At 68.9% G+C, this 19,075-nt stretch carries 17 protein-coding genes and 1 pseudogene; 13 read left to right on the top strand and 5 right to left on the bottom strand.

The genetic code is table 11. The annotated features are described in order from the left end of the window. The first annotated feature begins 120 nt into the window (after nucleotides 1-120). Nucleotides 121-489 carry a glycine zipper 2TM domain-containing protein gene (locus AC1PLR_RS16785; RefSeq protein WP_048492391.1) on the top strand — a complete coding sequence of 123 codons (369 nt, stop codon included), beginning with the start codon at nucleotides 121-123 and terminating at the stop codon, nucleotides 487-489. A gap of 147 nt (nucleotides 490-636) precedes the next feature. Here the strand turns inward: AC1PLR_RS16785 and AC1PLR_RS16780 are convergent, their stop codons facing one another. Continuing rightward, nucleotides 637-1,527: a TIGR01777 family oxidoreductase gene (locus AC1PLR_RS16780; protein WP_420007781.1), complete on the bottom strand. Its 891-nt coding sequence runs from the start codon at nucleotides 1,525-1,527 to the stop codon at nucleotides 637-639. A gap of 183 nt (nucleotides 1,528-1,710) precedes the next feature. On the opposite strand from AC1PLR_RS16780, the gene AC1PLR_RS16775 reads away from it, so the two are divergent. Together AC1PLR_RS16775 and gnd are read left to right on the top strand one after the other, a co-directional pair. Beyond that, nucleotides 1,711-3,012 (top strand): hypothetical protein, encoded by a 1,302-nt coding sequence (locus AC1PLR_RS16775; RefSeq protein ID WP_481101715.1) that lies wholly within the window; start codon nucleotides 1,711-1,713, stop codon nucleotides 3,010-3,012. Between the two features lie 69 nt (nucleotides 3,013-3,081). After that, nucleotides 3,082-4,026: a phosphogluconate dehydrogenase (NAD(+)-dependent, decarboxylating) gene (gene gnd, locus AC1PLR_RS16770; protein WP_481101714.1), complete on the top strand. Its 945-nt coding sequence runs from the start codon at nucleotides 3,082-3,084 to the stop codon at nucleotides 4,024-4,026. A 10-nt stretch (nucleotides 4,027-4,036) separates the two neighbouring features. Here the strand turns inward: gnd and AC1PLR_RS16765 are convergent, their stop codons facing one another. Continuing rightward, nucleotides 4,037-5,077 (bottom strand): oxidoreductase, encoded by a 1,041-nt coding sequence (locus tag AC1PLR_RS16765; RefSeq protein ID WP_481101713.1) that lies wholly within the window; start codon nucleotides 5,075-5,077, stop codon nucleotides 4,037-4,039. Between the two features lie 143 nt (nucleotides 5,078-5,220). On the opposite strand from AC1PLR_RS16765, the gene AC1PLR_RS16760 reads away from it, so the two are divergent. The 5 genes from AC1PLR_RS16760 to AC1PLR_RS16740 all read left to right on the top strand — a co-directional run bounded on the left by AC1PLR_RS16760 (nucleotide 5,221) and on the right by AC1PLR_RS16740 (nucleotide 10,138). Next, on the top strand, nucleotides 5,221-5,637 hold the full coding sequence (locus tag AC1PLR_RS16760) for a BON domain-containing protein (protein WP_481098895.1): 417 nt from the start codon (nucleotides 5,221-5,223) through the stop codon (nucleotides 5,635-5,637). A gap of 163 nt (nucleotides 5,638-5,800) precedes the next feature. Further along, entirely contained in the window at nucleotides 5,801-6,169 is a 369-nt protein-coding gene (locus tag AC1PLR_RS16755; protein WP_209231485.1) for a hypothetical protein, read from the top strand. 199 nt (nucleotides 6,170-6,368) lie between these two features. Then, entirely contained in the window at nucleotides 6,369-8,180 is a 1,812-nt protein-coding gene (locus AC1PLR_RS16750) for a sensor histidine kinase (protein WP_481101712.1), read from the top strand. Continuing rightward, entirely contained in the window at nucleotides 8,177-8,617 is a 441-nt protein-coding gene (locus AC1PLR_RS16745; RefSeq protein ID WP_010343137.1) for a response regulator, read from the top strand. Before AC1PLR_RS16750 ends, AC1PLR_RS16745 begins: the two co-directional genes overlap by 4 nt. A gap of 6 nt (nucleotides 8,618-8,623) precedes the next feature. Continuing rightward, the gene (locus AC1PLR_RS16740; protein ID WP_481101711.1) at nucleotides 8,624-10,138 is read left to right on the top strand and encodes an ATP-binding response regulator; all 1,515 of its coding nucleotides are present in this window, start codon (nucleotides 8,624-8,626) and stop codon (nucleotides 10,136-10,138) included. Between the two features lie 205 nt (nucleotides 10,139-10,343). Here the strand turns inward: AC1PLR_RS16740 and AC1PLR_RS16735 are convergent, their stop codons facing one another. Next, the gene (locus AC1PLR_RS16735) at nucleotides 10,344-11,183 is read right to left on the bottom strand and encodes a proteasome-type protease (protein ID WP_481101710.1); all 840 of its coding nucleotides are present in this window, start codon (nucleotides 11,181-11,183) and stop codon (nucleotides 10,344-10,346) included. Nucleotides 11,184-11,278: 95 nt separating this feature from the next. Between AC1PLR_RS16735 and folK the strand changes: the two genes are divergently transcribed. Next, nucleotides 11,279-11,767, top strand: a complete 489-nt coding sequence (folK, locus tag AC1PLR_RS16730; protein WP_481101709.1) for a 2-amino-4-hydroxy-6-hydroxymethyldihydropteridine diphosphokinase — start codon at nucleotides 11,279-11,281, stop codon at nucleotides 11,765-11,767. 191 nt (nucleotides 11,768-11,958) lie between these two features. Here folK and AC1PLR_RS16725 read toward each other — a convergent pair whose 3' ends face one another. After that, nucleotides 11,959-12,693: a pteridine reductase gene (locus AC1PLR_RS16725; protein WP_481101708.1), complete on the bottom strand. Its 735-nt coding sequence runs from the start codon at nucleotides 12,691-12,693 to the stop codon at nucleotides 11,959-11,961. 54 nt (nucleotides 12,694-12,747) lie between these two features. Here AC1PLR_RS16725 and AC1PLR_RS16720 point away from each other — a divergent pair, with 54 nt between their 5' ends. The 3 genes and pseudogenes from AC1PLR_RS16720 to AC1PLR_RS16710 all read left to right on the top strand — a co-directional run. Then, complete coding sequence (locus tag AC1PLR_RS16720; RefSeq protein ID WP_010343142.1) at nucleotides 12,748-13,932, top strand: class I SAM-dependent methyltransferase; 1,185 nt, start codon at nucleotides 12,748-12,750, stop codon at nucleotides 13,930-13,932. After that, nucleotides 13,932-14,333, top strand: a complete 402-nt coding sequence (locus tag AC1PLR_RS16715) for a VanZ family protein (RefSeq protein WP_481098890.1) — start codon at nucleotides 13,932-13,934, stop codon at nucleotides 14,331-14,333. Before AC1PLR_RS16720 ends, AC1PLR_RS16715 begins: the two co-directional genes overlap by 1 nt. Before the next feature lie 266 nt (nucleotides 14,334-14,599). Further along, nucleotides 14,600-15,202 (top strand): annotated as a pseudogene (locus AC1PLR_RS16710) (expansin EXLX1 family cellulose-binding protein); the annotation flags it as partial. Nucleotides 15,203-15,306: 104 nt separating this feature from the next. On the opposite strand, the gene AC1PLR_RS16705 reads toward AC1PLR_RS16710, so the two are convergent. Further along, complete coding sequence (locus AC1PLR_RS16705) at nucleotides 15,307-17,940, bottom strand: TonB-dependent receptor (RefSeq protein ID WP_481101707.1); 2,634 nt, start codon at nucleotides 17,938-17,940, stop codon at nucleotides 15,307-15,309. A gap of 443 nt (nucleotides 17,941-18,383) precedes the next feature. Between AC1PLR_RS16705 and AC1PLR_RS16700 the strand changes: the two genes are divergently transcribed. After that, nucleotides 18,384-18,653 (top strand): hypothetical protein, encoded by a 270-nt coding sequence (locus tag AC1PLR_RS16700; RefSeq protein WP_481101706.1) that lies wholly within the window; start codon nucleotides 18,384-18,386, stop codon nucleotides 18,651-18,653. Nucleotides 18,654-19,075 lie beyond the last annotated feature (422 nt).

Below are 19,075 nucleotides of genomic sequence, written 5' to 3'. Positions count from 1 at the left end.
CTGCACAAGCTGAATGCGGCCGATTTCGCTTCACGAACCATTCGCGAAGTCGGTGAGAAGGTGGCGCCCGTCGAGAGCGCGGTGCTAGTGCATCGGCTCCGCCACCCAGGAGCAATCAGCATGAACACTCTCAAATCCGCCTTGTGTCTTTCCGTGCTCGCCATCGCCACGGCCGCCGCGCCGCTCGCCGAGGCGCAGCGCCATTACGGCCCCGAGGACAATGGCCGCCGCTTCAGCGACGGCACCCGCGTGCACTGCAAGAAGGTCGCGGTGCGCAAGAACAGCACCGACCCGGACCGCATCGGCGGCACCCTGGCGGGCGCGGCGATCGGCGGCCTGCTCGGCAACCAGATCGGCAAGGGCGACGGCCGCAAGCTGGCCACGGTCGGCGGCGCGGTCGCCGGTGGCGCCACCGGCCGTTACATCCAGGGCCAGCGTCAGCAGGCCAATGGCAATCGCGTGGTCGAGACCGTCTGCAAGCGCTACTGAGTCGCGCGGCTGCGCCGTGTCGGTCGGCGTCCGGCGCCGACCTGACGACCTGACGACGTGATAAAGCACGCCCCGGCGGAGGCCTCCGCCGGGGCGTTTTCTTTGGGATGTCGGTTGCGACGTCGCGCGATGCGCCGCCGCCGTAGCTCAACCGGCGAGCAGGTCGCGCAGCGCCGTCTCCAGCTGCGGATAACGGAACACGTAGCCCTCGCGCTGTGCGCGTGTGGGCAGCACGCGCTGGCTGCCCAGCAGCAGTTCCGCCATCTCGCCGAAGCCCAGGCGCAGCGCCGCCGCCGGCATCGGCAGCAGCGCCGGACGATGCAGGGTGGCGGCGAGTTGCTGCGCGAACGCAGCATTGGTCACCGGCGCTGGCGCGGTGGCATCGTAGGCGCCTTCGCCACCATGCTGCAGCAGCCACAGCAGCAGCCCGACCTGATCGTCGCGGTGGATCCAGCTCATCCACTGGCGGCCATCGCCCATGCGTCCGCCCATGCCGAAGCGGAACGGCAGCAGCATCCGCGCCAGCGCGCCGCCGTCGCGGCCCAGCACCACGCCGGTGCGGACCAGGCTGGTGCGCACGCCCAGGTCCTGCGCGCGCAACGCTTCGGCTTCCCAGTCGCGGCACAGCTCGGCGGAAAAGTCGTCGCCGGGCGTGCTGGTTTCGTCCAGGACCTCGTCGCCGCGATCGCCGTAGTAGCCGATCGCCGAGCCGGAGATCAGGCAACCCGGGCGCCGCGCAGCGTCGAGTCCGCTCATCCAGTCGAGCAGGGCGCGGGTGGTGCCGATGCGCGAGGTGCGGAAGCGGCGTTTGCGGGTGGCGCTCCAGCGGCCCTCGGTCAGCGGTTCGCCGGCGAGGTTGATCACCGCATCGGCCGGTGCGGCGCGCCGCAGGTCGTCCAGTGCCTGCACCGCCGGCAACAGCCGCGCCGCGCGCGCCGGGTCGCGGGTGAGCACGCTGACCTTGTGCCCGGCGTCGAGCAGGGCAGCGCACAACGCGCGGCCGATGAATCCGGTGCCTCCGGTAACGAGCACGTGCATGCAGGGGATCGCTTGCGGCAAGGGAGCCGCAGTGTAGGTGCGCCGGGCATGGCGGAAGAGTGAATACCGGGCCGCCGGCGCGGCGGCGATGGGTTTCGCGACGCCTGCACGGGCGCGGCGGCACGCTGCGCGGGCGCCGCCGCCACGTGGCCAACGGAAGCTCTTGTTCGCGATGCCCGCTCCATGATCCGACCACCCCGATTCGCGCGCATGCCGCGTCCGCGCCGCGGCGTGGGTCTGCTGCTGGCTGCGCTGCTCGCCAGTGCCGCGGCCACCGCCGCGCCGGCGCCGGCCGACCAGGCCAGCGCGGCCTGCCTGGCCGCGCTGCTGGAGCAGTTGGGCTGGCGCATCGGCAGCACCGCCGCAGCGCAGCCGCAGATCGCGGCCGGCGCACCCTGCGAACGCGGTTCGCTGGCCGAGGCGCAGGCGCACGGCGATCTGCAGGCGGCCTTGCCCACCGGCTGGAACGACGCGCAGCGGCAGCAGGCATTGCGCGCCTTGCTGGACGCGCCGGCGACGCAGTGCGGCTATTTCCTGCAACTGGGCGCGGCCACCACGCGCGCGGTCGCGCGGCTGCAGGACAACCCGGGCTATCGCTTCTCGGCGCTGCAACTGGGCTGGATCGGCTTCGGCCTGCGCGGCGCGCACGCGCAGGGCTGGGAGCGCTTCCGCAGTTTCGGCCGCGGCTATCGGCCGGCAGGCGGCAATGCGCAGGCGATCGAGGCGTTCTACAGCGGCCACGTGCGCTCGGAATGCGGCGTCGGCCGGCAGATCGCGCAACTCGCGACGCAGCGCGAACTGTATGGCGATGCCGCGTTCGATCGTGCGTTCAGCGCCGACGAGCTGTCGATCGGCACTTTCCTGGCCCTGCACGAGACCGACAGCATCCTGCTCGGCGCGCATGCCGGCGAGTTCTTCGCCGACGGCAAGGCGGCCAGGACCGCGCAGCGCGGCCGTGCGGCCTTCCTCGGTGCGCCCGGCTACATCGTGCACGTGTTCGAGCGCCGTTACCTGGACGACATCAACAACCAGGCGGAGAACTTCGTGGTCGCCGCGGTCAGTGCCGAGGCCGCCACGGCGTTACGCGCGCACGGCGGTTTCGCGTACTACGACGAGCAGAACCGGCGCATCTGGGAACTGGCGCAGGCGCTGCGCGGTCCGGGGCGGGAGCGCTTCGAGCGCTTGCTTTACGCGCGCGACCCGGCGCTGCGCGCGCGCCTGGATCCGGCGCAGCAGGCGGTGCTCGCGCAACTCGACGCCTTGCTCGACGATCCGTTCTACCGGGGCTTTCAGGTCTACGTGCATCCGAAGGGCGTCAAGCCGATCGGTTATCACGTGGTGCGGCTGCTGGATCGCAATCCGCGCACCCCGTTCGCGGTCGAACTGACCCTGCACAACCTGCACACCACCCTGTACCGGCGCTGGCGCGATCTGCAATTGCGCGACTGCGCACAGGCGGCGCGTGCCGATGCACCGGCGCCTTAGCTGAGCGTCACGTCGGCGCCGCCGCTTCGTGAGACCCTAACCCTCCTTTTTTCGAACCGGGAACGACGCATGGAACTGGGACTTGTAGGCTTGGGCCGGATGGGCGCCAACATGGCCGAGCGGCTGGTGCGCGGCGGGCATCGCGTGGTCGGTTTCGACCTGGGCGAGGCCGCGCGCAGTGCGGCGCAGCAGCGCGGGGTGGAAGCGGTCGACAGCATGGCCGCGCTGATCGCGGCGTTGCCGGCGCCGCGCGCGGTGTGGCTGATGGTGCCTGCCGGCAAGGTCGTCGACGACACCCTGGCGGCGCTGCTGCCGCTGCTGGGCGAGGGCGACGTGGTGATCGACGGCGGCAATTCCTACTACAAGGATTCGATGCGCCGTGCCGGCGAACTCGCCGCGCACGGCATCGCCTATGTCGACTGCGGCACCAGCGGCGGCGTGTGGGGGCTGCGCGAGGGCTACAGCCTGATGATCGGCGGCGACACCGCCGCGGTGCAGCGCCTGCACGATGTGTTCGCGACCCTGGCGCCGGCCGCCGATGCCGGTTGGGGACACGTCGGCCCCAGCGGTGCCGGCCACTTCACCAAGATGGTCCACAACGGCATCGAGTACGGAATGATGCAGGCCTATGCCGAAGGCTTCGCGCTGATGGGGCGCAAGCAGGAGTTCGCGCTGGACCTGCACCAGGTGGCCGAGGTCTGGCGCCAGGGCAGCGTGGTGCGTTCCTGGCTGCTGGACCTGTGCGCCGATGCGCTGGGCGAGAATCCGACCCTGGCCGGCATCGCGCCGTTCGTCCAGGATTCCGGCGAAGGCCGCTGGACCGTGGCCGAGGCGATCGACCTGGACGTGCCTGCTCCTGTGATCACGCTGTCGCTGCTGGAGCGGCTGCGCTCGCGCGACGACGATTCGTTCGCCGACAAGTTGCTGGCGGCGATGCGCAACCAGTTCGGCGGCCATGCGATCAAGCACGAGGGCGGCGCCGCACCCGCGCCGGGCGGCACGCGTCCGGCCTGAGCCGCGGCGCTCAGTCCAGCGTCACGCTGCAGCCGGAGGCGGCGCTGTGCACGCCCGCCTCCAGCAGGCGCATTACTGCCAGCGCCTGCGCCGCATGCACCGGCGCAGGTGCACGCCCGGCCAGCGCCTCGCGAAACGCCGCGTAGCAGTCGCGGTAATCGCCGCGGTGCGCCGGCAGCGTCTGCACCGCGTGCGTGCCGTCGGCGCCGACCAGGCGCAACTGGCCGGGCAGGGGATCCTCGCCCCAGCCGGGCGCGCCCGGCGCGACTCCGGCGCGCAACTGCGCTTCCTGCGTGTCCAGTCCATGCTTGAGATAGCTGCCGGCGGTGCCGTGGAGCGCGAAGCGCAGGCCGTTTGCGGCGACCAGCGAACCGGCATGCAGCACCACCCGCAGCCGCGGATAGCGCAGCACCGCGTGCACGTAATCCACCGTCTGCGCGCCGGGACGCTGCAGCGCCAGGTCGGCCTGCAGTGCCTGGGGCGGGCCGAACAGCTGCAGCGCCTGGTCGAGCAGGTGCGGCCCCAGGTCGAACCATAGCCCCGAGCCGGGGAGCGCGTGCTCGCGCCAGCGGTCGACCACCTGCGGACGATGGCGGTCGAAGTGGGAATGGAACTCGGCGATCTCGCCGAGCGTGCCGGCCTCCAGCAAGGCACGCACGCCAAGGAAGTCGCCGTCCCAGCGCCGGTTCTGGAACACGCTGACGATGCGGCCGACGCGTTGCGCCTCGTCGAGCACCTGCTGCGCCTCGGCCACGTCCAGGGTGAACGGCTTGTCCACCAGCACGTGCTTGCCCTGGGCCAGGGCGGCCAGCGCCAACGGCGCGTGGGTCTGGTTGGGCGTGGCGATCACCACCGCATCGATCCGCGGATCGGCGAAGGCCTGCGCCGCATCGGCGACCACGTGCGCCTGTGGCCAGGCCGCAGTCACCGCCTCGGCCTGGCGCGAGACCACGGTGTGCAGGTGCAGGCCGGGCGTGTGTGCGATCAGCGGCGCATGGAAGGTGCGGCCGACGTAGCCGAAGCCGAGCAGGGCGAGATTGAAGTCGGACATGGGCGCGGGCGGAAGCGACGGGCATCCAGTATCGCCCGGCTGCTGGTACGCATTGCGCATTCACGCTGCGGCGATTCCGTGGTCACGCTGCCTGTACGACGGCGTGGTGGAGACTGCGCGCACATTCAGCGGAGGAAGACACGATGAAGACGATCAATGCACGCACCCTGCTCGGCGCCACCCTGATGGCCGGTTTCGCGTTCGGCGCCGGCCAGGCGTTCGCCGCCGGTCAGGCCACCGGCGCCAAGGACCACGGCACCATGGGCCAGCAGGACACCATGCAGCACGACACCACCGCCCACGACGCCAGCCGCCACGATTCCAAGGAGCCGGTCACCGACACCTGGATCACTACCAAGGTGAAGGCCGATCTGCTGGCCACCAAGAACGTGTCGGGCACCGAGATCAAGGTCGATACCGTCAATGGCACGGTCAAGCTCTCGGGCGCGGTCGCGACCAAGGCGGAGAAGGACAAGGCCGTGGCGGTCGCCAAGAAGATCGACGGGGTCAAGAAGGTCGATGCGACCGACCTGAAGGTCAGCGCCGCCGCCAAGAAGTAAGCATTGCGCTCCGCGGCCGCGGGTGGGGATGCGACGAGGCGCCCCACCCGCGACAGCCGGCCTGCGACGCACCCTGCGGGGTGCGTTTTTTTTGGGAGCTCGAAATTGGAGACGCGCATCGCATTTCGCGTCGCTTTGACACCGGTTCAGACATCATCCCTTCATGTTCGTCAACGGATCACGCGCGATGTTGGAGACCCAAGCCCACCCAGCCGCGAGCCCTGCGGCCGCGGCGGCCGAAGCGCTCGGCGCCGCGCTGTCGAGCCGTGGCGCCCAGCCGTCGCTGTTGCTGCCGGCCGTGCGCAGGCTCGAGGCGCAATTGAGCATGCTGCTGACCACCTTTCATGACGACGCCGGCTTCTGGCCCGCGTTCTCCGTGCTGATGCAGGAGCTGGATCAGGGCCTGAGCCTGTCCGAGCGCCGGCGCCTGCACAGCCACGCCGATTTCCTGCTGGTGCGCGCCGGCATGCCGGCCTGGACCCTGGTCGGCGCCAATGCCGGTTCCGCCCCGCCCCCGGCGCGCCGGCCCTGAGCGCGGTGTGTGCGTGGGATTCGTGCGGGCGGCCCCATGCCGCCCGTTTCGTCGTGCGCGTGCACTGGGATAGAGTCATTGCCGCTGCCGCGATCGGGGTGTCGCGTTTCCGCTGAATAATTCATCTGCTGCCGGGGAAGATGGGCGACAATGCGCGCCCGCGATGGCCGCAGCCGTTCCTTCTTTTCACGCATCCGCTATGCAGACCATCGCCAAACACGATGCTTGGGACCGCTGGCGCCTGCCGCTGCTGGCCTTGGCCGTCGTCCTGATCGTCATCCTGCCCTCGCTGCTGCTGCGGCAGATGAATGCCAGCACCCTGCGCGCGGCCGACTGGGTGGCGCACAGCCAGGAAGTGACCGCCACCCTGAACGGGATGGAGGCGGACCTGCGCGACATGGAATCGGCGGCGATGGCGATGTCGCATGGCGTGCAGTCGCCGATCCTGACCGCGCGCATGCAGCAGTCGCGCAAGTCGCTGCAGCCGACGCTTGCGCACCTGGCCGAGCTGACCCGCGACAATCCGGACCAGCAGATCCGCGTCGGTCGTCTGCAGAGCACGCTGGAACGGCGCGGCCTGATCGCCGAGCGGATCGCGCAGACCCGCGATCCGGAGCGGATCCGCGCCCTGATCCAGGACATGACCGCCGACAACCCGGTGCGTGGCCTGATCAACGAACTGCAACGGCGCGAGGACGACCTGCTGGTCGAGCGCACCGCCGACGCCGATGAGCGACGCATGCTGGCCTCCGCTGTCAGTTGGACCTCGCTCGTGGTGCAGTTGCTGCTGCTGGGCCTGGTGATCTGGCTGCTGCAACGGCAGATCGGCCGGCGCCTGGACGCCGAGCGCGACATGTTGCGCGCCAACGGTCGCGCCGCGGCGGTGCTGCAGACCGTGCGCGAGCCGATCGTGCTGCTCGACAACGGGCAGCGCATGCTGATGCACAACACCGCCTTCGCCGAACTGTACGGCATGGACCTGGCCGATCCGCCGAGGATGCTGACCGATGTCGGCGACGGCGTCTGGCAGGATCCGATCATCGCCCAGCGCCTGGCCGACGTGCTGCTGCGCGGACGCGAATTGTGGGATTTCGAGCACGAACAACTTGGCGCGGACGGCGTACCAAGGACCATGCTGCTGAATGCGCGGCGCATGCCGCTGCCGGACAGCGAGGATGAAGTGGTCTTGATGACGGTCAGCGACATCACCCTGCAAAAGAGCGCCCAGCAGCGCATCCAGGAGCTGAACCGGCAACTGGAGGGCAAGGTCGAGCAGGTGTCGGAGGTCAACCGCGAACTGGAGGCGTTCAGCTACTCGGTCTCGCACGATCTGCGCGCGCCGCTGCGCCACGTGGCCGGCTTCGCCGACAAGCTGGTGCGGCACCTGGGCGATGGTGCCGACGAGAAGAGCCGGCACTACCTGGAGGTGATCGGCACCTCGGCGCGGCGCATGGCCTCGCTGATCGACGACCTGCTGGTGTACTCGCGCCTGGGTCGCAGTGCGCTGCGCCTGCAGGCGGTGGACATGCAGTCGCTGGTGGCGGAGACGCGTTCGGTGCTCGACGCCAACTACCAGTCCGACCATGGCGACAGCGGGCATCGCATCGAATGGAGCATCGCGCCGTTGCCGATCCTGGTCGCCGACGAAAACATGATGCGCCAGCTGTGGCTGAACCTGCTCGGCAATGCGGTCAAGTACAGCGCCAAGCGCGAGGTCGCGCAGATCGAGGTCGGCTACCAGGTGCAGCCGGACGGCAGCCATCACTTCAGCGTGCGCGACAATGGCGCAGGCTTCGACATGACCTACGCGGCCAAGCTGTTCGGCGTATTCCAGCGCCTGCACAAGGCCAGCGAGTATTCCGGTACCGGCATCGGCCTGGCCAGCGTGCGCCGCGTGCTGGCCCGCCATGGCGGCCACATCTGGGCCGAGTCCGCCCCCGACCAGGGCGCCACCTTCCATTTCGTCTTGCCCCCGGCGCCCGAAGCGTCCTCTACCGAGTTCATTGCATGACCGCCATCCGCACCATCCTGCTTGCCGAAGACAGCCCCGCCGATGCCGAAATGGCGGTGGATGCGTTGCGCGACGCGCGTCTGGCCAATCCCATCGTGCACGTCGAGGACGGCGTGGAGGCGATGGACTACCTGCTGCGCCGCGGCGCCTATGCCGACCGCGAGGAAGGCCTGCCGGCGGTGCTGCTGCTGGACATCAAGATGCCGCGCATGGACGGCCTGGAAGTGCTCAAGCTGGTGCGCAGCGAGGAATCGCTCAAGCGCCTGCCGGTGGTGATCCTGTCGTCCTCGCGCGAGGAAAGCGACCTGGCCCGCAGCTGGGACCTGGGCGTGAACGCGTATGTGGTCAAGCCGGTGGACGTGGACCAGTTCTTCACCGCGGTGAAGACCCTGGGCACCTTCTGGGCGCTGATCAACCAGGCGCCGGACAAAGAGTAAGCGCGCATGCCCACCACCGGCCCCAGGCTTGGCCCGATCCGGATCCTCATGGTCGAGGATTCGCCGGAGGATGCCGAGCTGCTGTCCGACCAGTTGCTGGACGCCGGCCTGGAGGCGACCTTCCGCCGCGTGGAAAGCGAGCCGACCCTGCGCGAGGCGCTGGGCGAGTTCGCCCCGGACATCGTGCTGTCGGACCTGAGCATGCCCGGGTTCTCCGGGCACGAGGCGTTGCGGGTGGTGCGCGAGGACGGCAACGCGGTGCCCTTCATCTTCGTCTCCGGCACCATCGGCGAGGAGACCGCGGTGGAGGCGCTGCGCGACGGCGCCAACGACTACATCATCAAGCACAACCCGACCCGCCTGCCGTCGGCGGTGGCGCGGGCGATCCGCGAGGCCCGCACCGAACGCGAGCGGCAGCGGGTGGAGCGCGAACTGATGCGCGCGCAGCGGCTGGAGAGCCTGGCCCTGCTCGCCGCCGGCCTCAGCCACGACCTGCGCAACATCCTGCAGCCGCTGCTGATCGTGCCGGAACTGATCGTCGGTCGCAGCGACGATCCGCAACTGCGGCACCTGGCCGACGTCATCGCCGAGTGCGGCCGGCGCGGCCACGAAATGGCCGAGTCGATGCTCTCGTTCGTGCGCGGCTCGCGCACGCCGAGCGAGCGGGTGCGCATCGCCGAACTGTTCCAGGCGGTGCAGATGCTGCTCAAGAGCAGCCTCCCGGAGCGGGTGACGCTGCAGGCGGACGTGGCCGATCCGGCGCTGTCGATCGAAGCCAACTACACCGAACTGCAGCAGTGCCTGCTCAACCTCGGCCTCAACGCGATCCAGGCCATGCCCGATGGCGGCCAGCTGAGCTTCTCGGCGGCGCCGGCGATCGGCGCCGACGGCAGCGAGCAGGTGCGCATCCTGGTCCGCGACAGCGGCATGGGCATGGACGCGGCGACCCAGGCGCGGCTGTTCAGCCCCTTCTTCACCACCAAGCCGGACGGTACCGGCCTGGGCCTGATCTCGTGCAAGCGCATCGTCGAAAGCTACGGCGGCCGGATCGGCGTGGACAGCACGCCGGGCCAGGGCACCTGTTTCGAAATGCTGATTCCGCTGCGCACGCCGGCGCCATCGACCGAGCCCGAGCTGTCGTTGCCGATGGGCAAGGGCCAGCGCGTGCTGCTGGTCGACGGCGAGGCCACGCGCCTGTCGCTGCTCGGCAATGCGCTGTCCAGCCAGGGCTATCGCCCGCAACTGGCCTCGGACGGCGCCGCGGCGTTGCGCGACGTCGAGGAGCACGGCCTGCCGGAGCTGGTGATCGTCGACAGCGACATCATCCTGCTCTCGGCGGTGCACCTGCTGCTGGCGCTGCAGGACTTGGGCTACCAGGGGCCGGCGATCGTCCTCGAGGACATCGGCACCACCCTGGAGCGCGACCACTTCCCCGCCGACATCGCCGTGCACGTCCTGCGCAAGCCGCTGGAAATGCAGCGCGTGTTCCGGGCTGTGGCGCATGCCCTCGAAAGTGGCTGAGTCAGGGGCCGGGATTAGGGATTGGGGATTGGGGATTCGTTGTGAAGCGGGGATTCGGGAGTCGGGATTAGGGATTCGTTGGAGGCAACAGCAACGGCCGTCTCCGCTTCGCGCGCGAAGCGCAGCGATGCTCTAAGCGCGCGGTGTCAGTTCCCAGAAACCCGCTTTTGCGAATCCCGAATCCCGATTCCCCAATCCCAGCTTCTCACTGCTGCGCCGACTGGTCTTCCGGGTCGCGGCGGGCGGGGGAGCGGCGGGGAGGCAGGGGCGGCAGGGCGTCGCGGGCTTCGGTGTCGTGGCCGGCGGCCAGGGCCGGTTCCCAGGGGAAGCGCGGCAGGGTGCGCACGGCGTTCTCCAGCTTGCGCGACCAGGTGTCGTGGATCTCGGCGTACAGCGGGGTGTCGGCTTCCAGGCGCATGCGCTCGGTCACGCGCAGGTCGTTGCGGCGGATCAGCGCCAGGTCGATCGGCATGCCCACCGACAGGTTGGAGCGGATGGTCGAGTCCAGCGACACCAGGGCGGTGCGCGCGGCATCTTCCAGTTGCATCTCCGAACGGATGATGCGGTCCAGGATCGGCTTGCCGTACTTGGATTCGCCGATCTGCAGGTAGGGCGTCTCCGGCGAGGTGGCGATGGCGTTGCCGAGCGGGTAGATCATGTACAGCCCGGGCCGTTCGCCGGCGATCTGCCCGCCCAGGATCAGCGTCGACTGCACGTTGACGCCGCTTTGCTGGGATTGCTCGGAGAGCTTGATCTGGCTGGAGGCCAGCACCTCGCCGACGTACTCGGCCACCTCGAACAGGTGGCGGAAGCTGCGCAGGCTGCGCGGCGCCTCCGGATCCTCGGCGTCGCGCTGCAGGCGTGAAATGGTCAGCTGGGTGGTCGCCAGGTTGCCGGCCGACATCAGTGCGAACACCGCCTGGCCCGGATACTCGAACACGTGCAGCTTGCGGTGCACGCGGACGTCGTCCAGCGAGGCGTTGGTGCGGGTGTCAGCGGCGAAGACCAGGCCTTCGTCCACTTCGATGCCGACGCAATATGTCATGGCGATGCCGAAACCGGGTGCATCTGGATTCTATGCGGGCTGGCGCGGGCTGGCTAGCCGTTGACGCTCGGCGCCGCGGCATGCGCGAATAGTGCATGACCACCGTGCTTCTGAGCCTGGGCAGCAATCTGCGCCCGCATCACCACCTGGCCGCGGCGATCGCGGCGCTGCGCCGGCAGTTCGGCGCGATCGCGGTGTCGCCGACCTATCGCACCGCGGCGGTCGGCTTCGACGGGCCGGCGTTCCTGAACAACGCGGTGGCGCTGCAGACCGACTGGGAGCTGGCGCCGCTGGACGACTGGCTGCATGCGCTGGAGGACGCGCATGGCCGCGACCGCAGCGGCCCGCGCTTCAGCGACCGCACCCTGGACATCGACGTGGTGTTCTACGGCGACCGCATCGTCGAAGGCCCCGGCCACCTGCGCATCCCGCGGCCCGAGCTGCGCCACGCCTTCGTGCTCAAGCCGCTGGCCGACATCGCTGCCGATTTCGTCGATCCGGTCAGCGGCCAGACCCTGGGCGCGCTATGGCAGGCGCATGCGGAGCATGGGAAGGCGTTCGAGGTGGTCGAGTTGGATGAGTAGCCGGGATTAGGGATTGGGGATTCGGGATTCGCAAAAGCGGATTCCAGCGGTCCGATAGCGTCCGCTTGAACGTCGTTGCGCTTACCCGATGAGGTCTCGCTGTTGCTGCTGCCTGAAGCGAATCCCCAATCCCTGCATCCCGAATCCCTGCTTCACAGCGAATCCCCAATCCCGAATCCCCAATCCCGGCCTCACATCAACCCACGCCCGCCATCCACCCGCACGGTCTGCCCGGTGACGAAGCTGGCGTCGTCGAGCAGCCAGCGCACCGTGTCGGCGATTTCCTCGACCTGGCCGGTGCGCGCCAGCGGGGTGCGTGCCAGCAGCGCTTGTTGTGCGGCGGCGTCCTTGCCGGCGTCGGGCCACAGGATCGCGCCGGGGGCGATGGCGTTGACGCGCACCTGCGGCGCCAGTTCCAGCGCCAGCGAGCGGGTCAGCATCGCCAGGGCGGCCTTGGCCGCGCTGTACAGCGGATGCGCGCGCAGCGGCGTTTCCGCGTGTATGTCGGTCATGTTGACGATCGCGCCGCCGTGCTGACGCAGCTGCGCGGCGGCGGCCTGCGCCAGGAACAGCGGCGCGCGTGCGTTGACCGCGAACAGGTCGTCCCATTGCGCCGGTGTGGCCTCGTGCAGCGGCGTGGGATAGAAGTTGGAGGCATTGTTGACCAGCGCGTCGAGCCGGCCGAAGCGGTCCACGCACTGCGTCACCAGGTCGGGTAGCTGTGCGATGTCGCGCAGGTCGGCCTGCAGGGTCAATGTGCTGCCGGCGCGCAGGGATTCCAGTTCCTGTGCCAGCGCCTGCAGTTCGGCCTGCGAGGTGTGCGCATGCAAGGCGACGTCATAGCCGGTTGCGTGCAGGCGCCGGGCGATGCCGGCGCCGATGCGCCGCGCGCTGCCGGTGATCAGGGCGACTTTGGTCTGGGTCATGTACGGGTTCCATGCTCGGCTATGCTGTGCATTGTCCACGCAATCGCGCAGCGCATGCCCACCGACCTTCCTTTGCCCGATGCCACCGCGCTGGCCCACAGCGATCGCCTGGCCGCGCATATGCGCGCCGAGATCGCCGCCGCTGGCGGGGCCATTCCGTTCTCGCGCTTCATGGAGCTGGCGCTGTACGCGCCCGGCCTGGGCTACTACAGCGCCGGCAGCAGCAAGTTCGGCGAAGAGGGCGATTTCGTCACGGCGCCGGAGCTGGGGCCCTTGTTTGCCGCCACCGTGTCCAATGCGTTGGCGCCGGTGCTGCAGCAACTCGGGCCGCAGGCGCGCATGCTGGAAGTGGGCGGCGGCAGCGGCGCGTTCGCCGAGGTCATGCTCAAGCGCCTGCTGGCGCTGGATGCGCTGCCCGAGCGCTATGCGATCCTGGAGCCCAGCGCCGATTTGCGCGAACGCCAGCGCGAGCGCCTGGCGCGCACGCTGATCCCGCCGGTGTTCGACCTGGTGGAATGGCTGGACCGGCCGTTCGACGACGACTGGAACGGCGTGCTGTTCGCCAACGAGGTGATCGACGCGTTGCCGACGCCGCGCTTCGCGCTGCGCGACGGCGAGGTGTTCGAGGAGACGGTGATGCTGGACGGCGAGGGCCGCTTTCGCCGCGGCGAACAGCCGGCCGATCCGCTGCTAGCGGCGGCGGTGCGCCACCTCGAGCGTTATCTGCAGACGCCGTTCGCCGACGGCTACCGCTCCGAACTGCTGCCGCAGTTGCCGTACTGGATCCAGGCGGTGGCCGGCGGCCTGCGCAGCGGCGCCATGCTGTTCGTGGACTACGGTTATCCGCGCCGCGAGTTCTATCTGCCCGAGCGCGACGATGGCACCTTGCGCGCGTTCTACCGGCACCGCACGCATGCCGATCCGTACCGCTGGCCGGGCCTGCAGGACCTGACCGCCTCGGTGGACTTCACCGCGCTGGCCGAGGCCGGCACCGGGGCCGGCTTCGACCTGGCCGGCTACTGCAATCAGGCCAGCTTCCTGCTCGGCAACGGCCTGGACGCGCTGCTGGCCGAGGCCGAGGCACGCAGCGACGAGGCCGCGCGGCTGCGCCTGCGCCAGCAGGTGAAGCGACTGACCCTGCCCAGCGAGATGGGCGAGCGTTTCCAGGTGATGGGCTTCGAGCGCGACGTGTCGCTGGCGCCGGCGTTCCTGTCCGGCGACCTGACCTGGCGGCTGTGATGGCGGCAGTGCGCGACTTCCGCTGGCCCTGGCTGTGGCTGGGGCTGTGGTGGCTGGGCATCGTGGTGCTGATCTACGTGTGCATGATGCCGCATCCGCCGCAATTGTCGGACCTGCCCGACAGCGACAAGGCCGAGCACTTCATCGCCTACCTGCTGCTGGCCGCCGCGGCCGTGCAGGTCTATGCCGGGCCGCGCGCCTGGACCTGGGCCGCGCTGGGCCTGCTGGCGCTGGGCGTGGGTATCGAATTCGCGCAGGGCGCCTGGACCACCACGCGCTCGGCCGATCCGCTGGATGCCCTGGCCGACGCCTTGGGCGTGGCGGCCGGCATGGCCACCGCGGCCACGCCGTGGCGCGATCTGCTGTGGCGGCTGGAGCGCGGCAGCCTGCACCGTCGTTGAGCGCGGCGGCGGCGCGGTCTACGCCATCGGCCAAACGCCGGATTTCCCGGCCGCGCGCAAGGCGCGGCAGGTGCGCCGCGTCCTAGAGTGCCGGCGCCGGGTACCCCGCCCGGTCGCCGCGCGGCGGCTCCGCGCGCCTGTGCAGGAGAACACGCATGCAAGCACGACAGTCCACCCGTGCCGCGCGCGGCGCCGGCCTGTGCGCCGCGCTGTGCCTGGCGATCAGCGCCGCGCCCGCAAGCGCCGCCTGGAACGATCTCTGCAATGGCACCGCCACCTACACCAGCTCCGGCTATTCCGGCGGCGCCTTGCTGCTGGATCCCATCGACCCGACCGCCACGATCACCGCGTTGAACCCCAATCAGCTCAACTATGGCGGAATCCAGGCGGCGCTGGCCGGCGCCTATCTGCAGGTGCAGGGGCCGCGCGGCACGGTCACCGTGTACGTGACCGACCTGTATCCGGACGGTGCCGACTGCGGGCTGGACCTGTCGCCCAATGCCTTCGCCGCGATCGGCGACACCAGCGCCGGGCGCATCCCGATCCGCTGGCAGGTGGTGGCCGCGCCGGTCACCGGCAACGTGGTGTACCGGATCAAGGAGGGCAGCTCGCAGTACTGGGCGGCGATCCAGGTGCGCAACCACCGCTATCCGGTGGTGAAGTTCGAATACAAGAAGAACGGCGACTGGGTCAGCCTGCCCAAGACCGCGTACAACCACTTCGTCGGCGAGCAGATGGGCGCGCAACTGCTGGAGATCCGCCTGACCGATATTCGCGGCCAGGTGGTCACCGACACCCTCGGCGCGCTGCCCAGCCAGGGCGACAAGGGCGTGTACTTCGCCGACGGGCACGTGCAGTTCCCGCGTTGACTGGCGCTCGTTCATGCGCCGGCGGTTGCGCGCCGGCGCTGCTTCCACTTGCGCGCGTGCCTGCGCCGCGGAGGTGACGCCGCAGCGCAGGCGCAGGCGCGTGCTCAGAACTTGAAGTGCAACGTCGCCATGTAGCGGCGGCCGTTGTGGTAGCGCCCAGCCGGGTGGTCCTTGTCGCCCAGGTACTGCAGGTACTCCTCGTCCAGCAGGTTCTGCGCGTCCAGTTGCAGCGACCACTGCGCATTGATGGCGTAGCCCACGCTCGCGCCCAGGTCGGTGTAGTCGTCGACGCTGGCCGGCGCGGCGCCGGCGACGTAGCCGCCGGCCAGGTAGCTGTCGCGCCAGTTCAGGCTGATCCGCGCGTTCCACGGCCCCTTCTCGTAGTACGGGCTGAAGGCGATGCTGTTGCGCGACTGGTAGGGCAGCGGGTTGCCGCTGTTGTTCTCGCCGCTGGCGTAGGTGTAGTTGGCCGACAGGCCGAAGCCGCTGTCGCCGAACGGCTGCTGGTAGGCGAGGGTGAAGCCCTTGACCTTGCCGGTGCCGGCGTTGCGCGGGCGCTGGATGCTGTAGTCGCAGTAGCCGTCGGCAGTGCAGCCGTTGCTGCCGAGCATCTGCGCCCAGGTCTGCGGCGAGGTGTCGCGGATCGCGTTGTACTGGCGCTCGATGGTGGCCGAGGTGTCGATGTAGTTGTCGATCTTCTTGTAGAAGACCGACCACGCCACCACTGCCTGCGGCGCGAAGTAGTACTCGGCCGAGAGGTTGAAGTTCCACGATTCGTACGGCGACAGCTCGGCGTTGCCGCCGCTGCCGGTGAGCGTGGTGTCGTTGAGGAAGGTGTTGTTGACCATCTGGTTGTACGGCGCCCAGGCGATCACCTTGCCGGCGCCGAAGCGGAACACCCAGTCGTTGTCGGTGTCGTAGGCCAGGTTCAGCGACGGCAGCAGGAAGTGCTCGGTCTTGGTGCGGGTCTGCCACTTGCTGTCCAGGTCCTGCAGCGTCGGCGTGCCGCTGTAGACGAAGCCACTGCCTTCGGTCTTGGAATCCACGTAGCGCAGGCCGAGGTTGCCGCGCAGGCCGGCATTGGAGAAGTTCAGCTGCACGTAGGCGGCGTTGTTGGTCTGCTGCAGCGCCCAGGTGTTGTTGAGGTAGCTGGACGGATCCGGGTTGGCGTAGTCGACCGGGCTGTTGCGGATCCAGTCGATCACGTTGCCGCGCCCGGCCTGCACGTGCTGGCCGTGGTCGGGATAGAACCCGCGGATGTCGGTCAGGCCGATGGTGCCGATGTCGGCCAGCGTGCCGGGGGTGACGCCGCCGTAGACGTTGAGCGCGAAGTCCTCGTCGTGCTTGCCCTGGCGCACGCCGACCAGCAACTGGTTGAACACGCCGTCGAACTGCAGCTCCAGGTCGAGCTGGCCATAGCGGTCCTTGCTCTGGGTGGAGAACACGCCGTTGTTGCCGATCCAGCCGCCGGCCGAGCCCCAGTTGGCCGGGTTGCGCGCGGCGGTGGGATCGTCGAAGCGGATGCCGCGGTCCAGATCCCAGCGGAAGCCGCCGTTGTAGAACGGTTCGATGAAGTATTGCGCCAGGTCGTCGTTGTCGGACTTGCTCTGGCCGAGCTGGCCGCGCAGGGTCCAGCGTTCGCCGCGATAGGCGCCACGCAAATCCAGGCCCTTGGTGGTCACCTGCGACTGGCGCACGTTGTTGTCGTAGATCACCGTGCCGCCGCCCGCGTTGGCGTTGGCGCTGGAATGGCCGCTGCGGACCACGCCGTTGCGCACGTCGCCCAGCGCGTCGACCGCGGCGACGGTGCCCGGATTCCATGTCAGGAAGCTGTACATCGACTGGTTGTAGTTGTCGAAGTCTTCCTTGATGTACAGGCCGCTGAGGTTGAACTCCAGCGCATCGCTGGGCTTGAGCTGCAGGTTGAGCACCGCGCTGTCGCGCTTGCGGTCCTGCTGGAACCAGGCGGCGTTGATCGAGTTGGGCACGTCCGCATCGGCAGGCACGCCGCTGGCGTTGGCGAAGGTGCCGGCCTTGGCGTAGCCGAACACCTCCAGGCCCTGGCGGTCCACGCGTTCCTCGTAGTGCTGCGCGGACACCGCGATGCCGAAGGTCTCCTGCGGATTCTTCCAGCTGTACAGCAGCGACGCGTTCGGCTTGCCCTCGCTGGCCTGTTGGCTGTAGCTGTAGCCGACCGAGCCGGCGATCTCGTTGGCCTTCAGGTCCAGCGGCTGGCGGGTGTGCATCAGCACGGTGCCGCCGAGGCTGCCCTCGGTCAGCCGCGCTTCGGAGGATTTGACGATCTCCGCGCGGCCCAGGATCTGCGGCGACAGCAGGGTGTAGTCGAAGCCGCGGTTGGGCTGCTCGCCATACAGCCAGATCGCCTGCGCCACCGGGTGGCCGTCCAGAAACGACAGGTTGAGGCTGGGATCGGTGCCGTCGATGCTGACCCGCTCGCCCTGGCCGAAGCGGCGGTCGATGGTGACGCCGGGAATCTGCGCGAACGCCTCGGCGACGTTGGTGCTGGGGAACTTGCCGATGTCCTCGGCGGTGATCGCCTCGGACACGGTGACGTTGTTGCGCTTGGTGTCCAGCGACTTTTCCAGGCTGGCGCGGATGCCGACCACCTGGACCGCGTCCAGATCGGTGGCGGCGGAATCGGCCTGCTGCGCCTGCGCGGCGAAGGTGAGGACGCTGGCGGCGATGGCCGCGGACAAGACGGAATGGCGATATTGCATGATGTCTCTCCCTCATCATTCAATGGATCAACGCGATTGCGCGGACGGTGCGCCGCGCGCCGGGGTGCCTGTTGCCTTACTGCCTGTGCTGCGGATGCGGGCTGGAGTGCCGGGTGTTGCGAAACGCGAAGGCCGTCGCGTGTTGCGCGGGACGGCGGGTGCTGCCGGTGCGGGGCGCACGCGCATGCGTGGCCGGTCTTGGTGCGGGCAGGGTGGTAGGGCGGTCCCCGGAGACGGCGATCAGCGAGGCCGCCCATCGCGGTCGATCGAAATGGGCTGCGAGAGCGGTGCGGCGCAGCAACAGCCGCAGTGGACTGGGCGCGGCATGCGCGCTCGGCAACGGCTGTGCTTGGTCATGCCACGAAGTGCCGCGTGCGACACGCGACGCGTGCGAACGGATCATTGCGATCACATGCCTCCCTTGGCCCCGCTTTCGCGCCGCAATGCGCGGCTACACCCCCGTGTGCGCCGATTCTTACGAGCCCATGACAACGATGTCAAGTCTCGCCACGAAAATTTGTCTGGTTCTGGTTTTGCCGCTCAATATCGGCAGTGGATCCCGGAAAGGATGCGCTGCTGAAATAAAAATCATTGTTTATCAATTGCTTGTGCGGGCGCTCAGCGCGGCTTATCACCTTGCGCAAATGAGAATGCACTGCGCTTATGCGGCAACGCACAAAATTGGTCTCGTTGTCACAATTGGTGCGGCATAGGTATCGTGACAACGATGCGTGAACAACGCCTCGCGAGAAATGTTTTCCCCGCGCATGAAATTGATTTTTAAGGTGTTTATTCGGTTAAGCGCGCGAGTCCAAGGGTCATTCTTCGATTTCGTGCGGTGTGGCGTTGACACAATCTTTCTAAGACCATAAGAATCGAAGCGCCTGGAATTGGTCCTTGCCAATTCGGGTCAGATCCGTCAAGCCGCACCATGCAGTCGCCCGTTCCGGGGAAGGGACGGGGACGCGCCTCCCGCAACACAGGGCGCAGGAAACAGCCAGAACGTTCCATCGACTCCGTCCGCACGGACGGCCTCGCCCTGCGCGTCGCGTCGGGCGCGATGGAGGGTGCTGCCTGCCGATCGCCGCCCTGGATGTCAGACGTCGTCGTGCCGATCGCCATCAACCAGGATAGC

It is taken from the genome of Xanthomonas sp. NCPPB 3570, assembly GCF_056725115.1.
Note: the sequence above shows the minus strand (reverse complement) of the source record. Positions and strands in the feature narration are given on the sequence as shown.

Coding starts and splice junctions, on each gene's coding strand:
- AC1PLR_RS16725 (WP_481101708.1), bottom strand. CDS start 12,693: ATGACCCAGACCAAAGTCGCCCTGATCACCGGCAGCGCGCGGCGCATC.
- folK (WP_481101709.1), top strand. CDS start 11,279: ATGACCACCGTGCTTCTGAGCCTGGGCAGCAATCTGCGCCCGCATCAC.
- AC1PLR_RS16720 (WP_010343142.1), top strand. CDS start 12,748: ATGCCCACCGACCTTCCTTTGCCCGATGCCACCGCGCTGGCCCACAGC.
- AC1PLR_RS16785 (WP_048492391.1), top strand. CDS start 121: ATGAACACTCTCAAATCCGCCTTGTGTCTTTCCGTGCTCGCCATCGCC.
- AC1PLR_RS16765 (WP_481101713.1), bottom strand. CDS start 5,077: ATGTCCGACTTCAATCTCGCCCTGCTCGGCTTCGGCTACGTCGGCCGC.
- AC1PLR_RS16735 (WP_481101710.1), bottom strand. CDS start 11,183: ATGACATATTGCGTCGGCATCGAAGTGGACGAAGGCCTGGTCTTCGCC.
- AC1PLR_RS16715 (WP_481098890.1), top strand. CDS start 13,932: ATGGCGGCAGTGCGCGACTTCCGCTGGCCCTGGCTGTGGCTGGGGCTG.
- AC1PLR_RS16775 (WP_481101715.1), top strand. CDS start 1,711: ATGATCCGACCACCCCGATTCGCGCGCATGCCGCGTCCGCGCCGCGGC.
- AC1PLR_RS16700 (WP_481101706.1), top strand. CDS start 18,384: ATGCGCGGCTACACCCCCGTGTGCGCCGATTCTTACGAGCCCATGACA.
- AC1PLR_RS16780 (WP_420007781.1), bottom strand. CDS start 1,527: ATGCACGTGCTCGTTACCGGAGGCACCGGATTCATCGGCCGCGCGTTG.
- AC1PLR_RS16705 (WP_481101707.1), bottom strand. CDS start 17,940: ATGCAATATCGCCATTCCGTCTTGTCCGCGGCCATCGCCGCCAGCGTC.
- AC1PLR_RS16745 (WP_010343137.1), top strand. CDS start 8,177: ATGACCGCCATCCGCACCATCCTGCTTGCCGAAGACAGCCCCGCCGAT.
- gnd (WP_481101714.1), top strand. CDS start 3,082: ATGGAACTGGGACTTGTAGGCTTGGGCCGGATGGGCGCCAACATGGCC.
- AC1PLR_RS16740 (WP_481101711.1), top strand. CDS start 8,624: ATGCCCACCACCGGCCCCAGGCTTGGCCCGATCCGGATCCTCATGGTC.
- AC1PLR_RS16750 (WP_481101712.1), top strand. CDS start 6,369: ATGCAGACCATCGCCAAACACGATGCTTGGGACCGCTGGCGCCTGCCG.
- AC1PLR_RS16755 (WP_209231485.1), top strand. CDS start 5,801: ATGTTCGTCAACGGATCACGCGCGATGTTGGAGACCCAAGCCCACCCA.
- AC1PLR_RS16760 (WP_481098895.1), top strand. CDS start 5,221: ATGAAGACGATCAATGCACGCACCCTGCTCGGCGCCACCCTGATGGCC.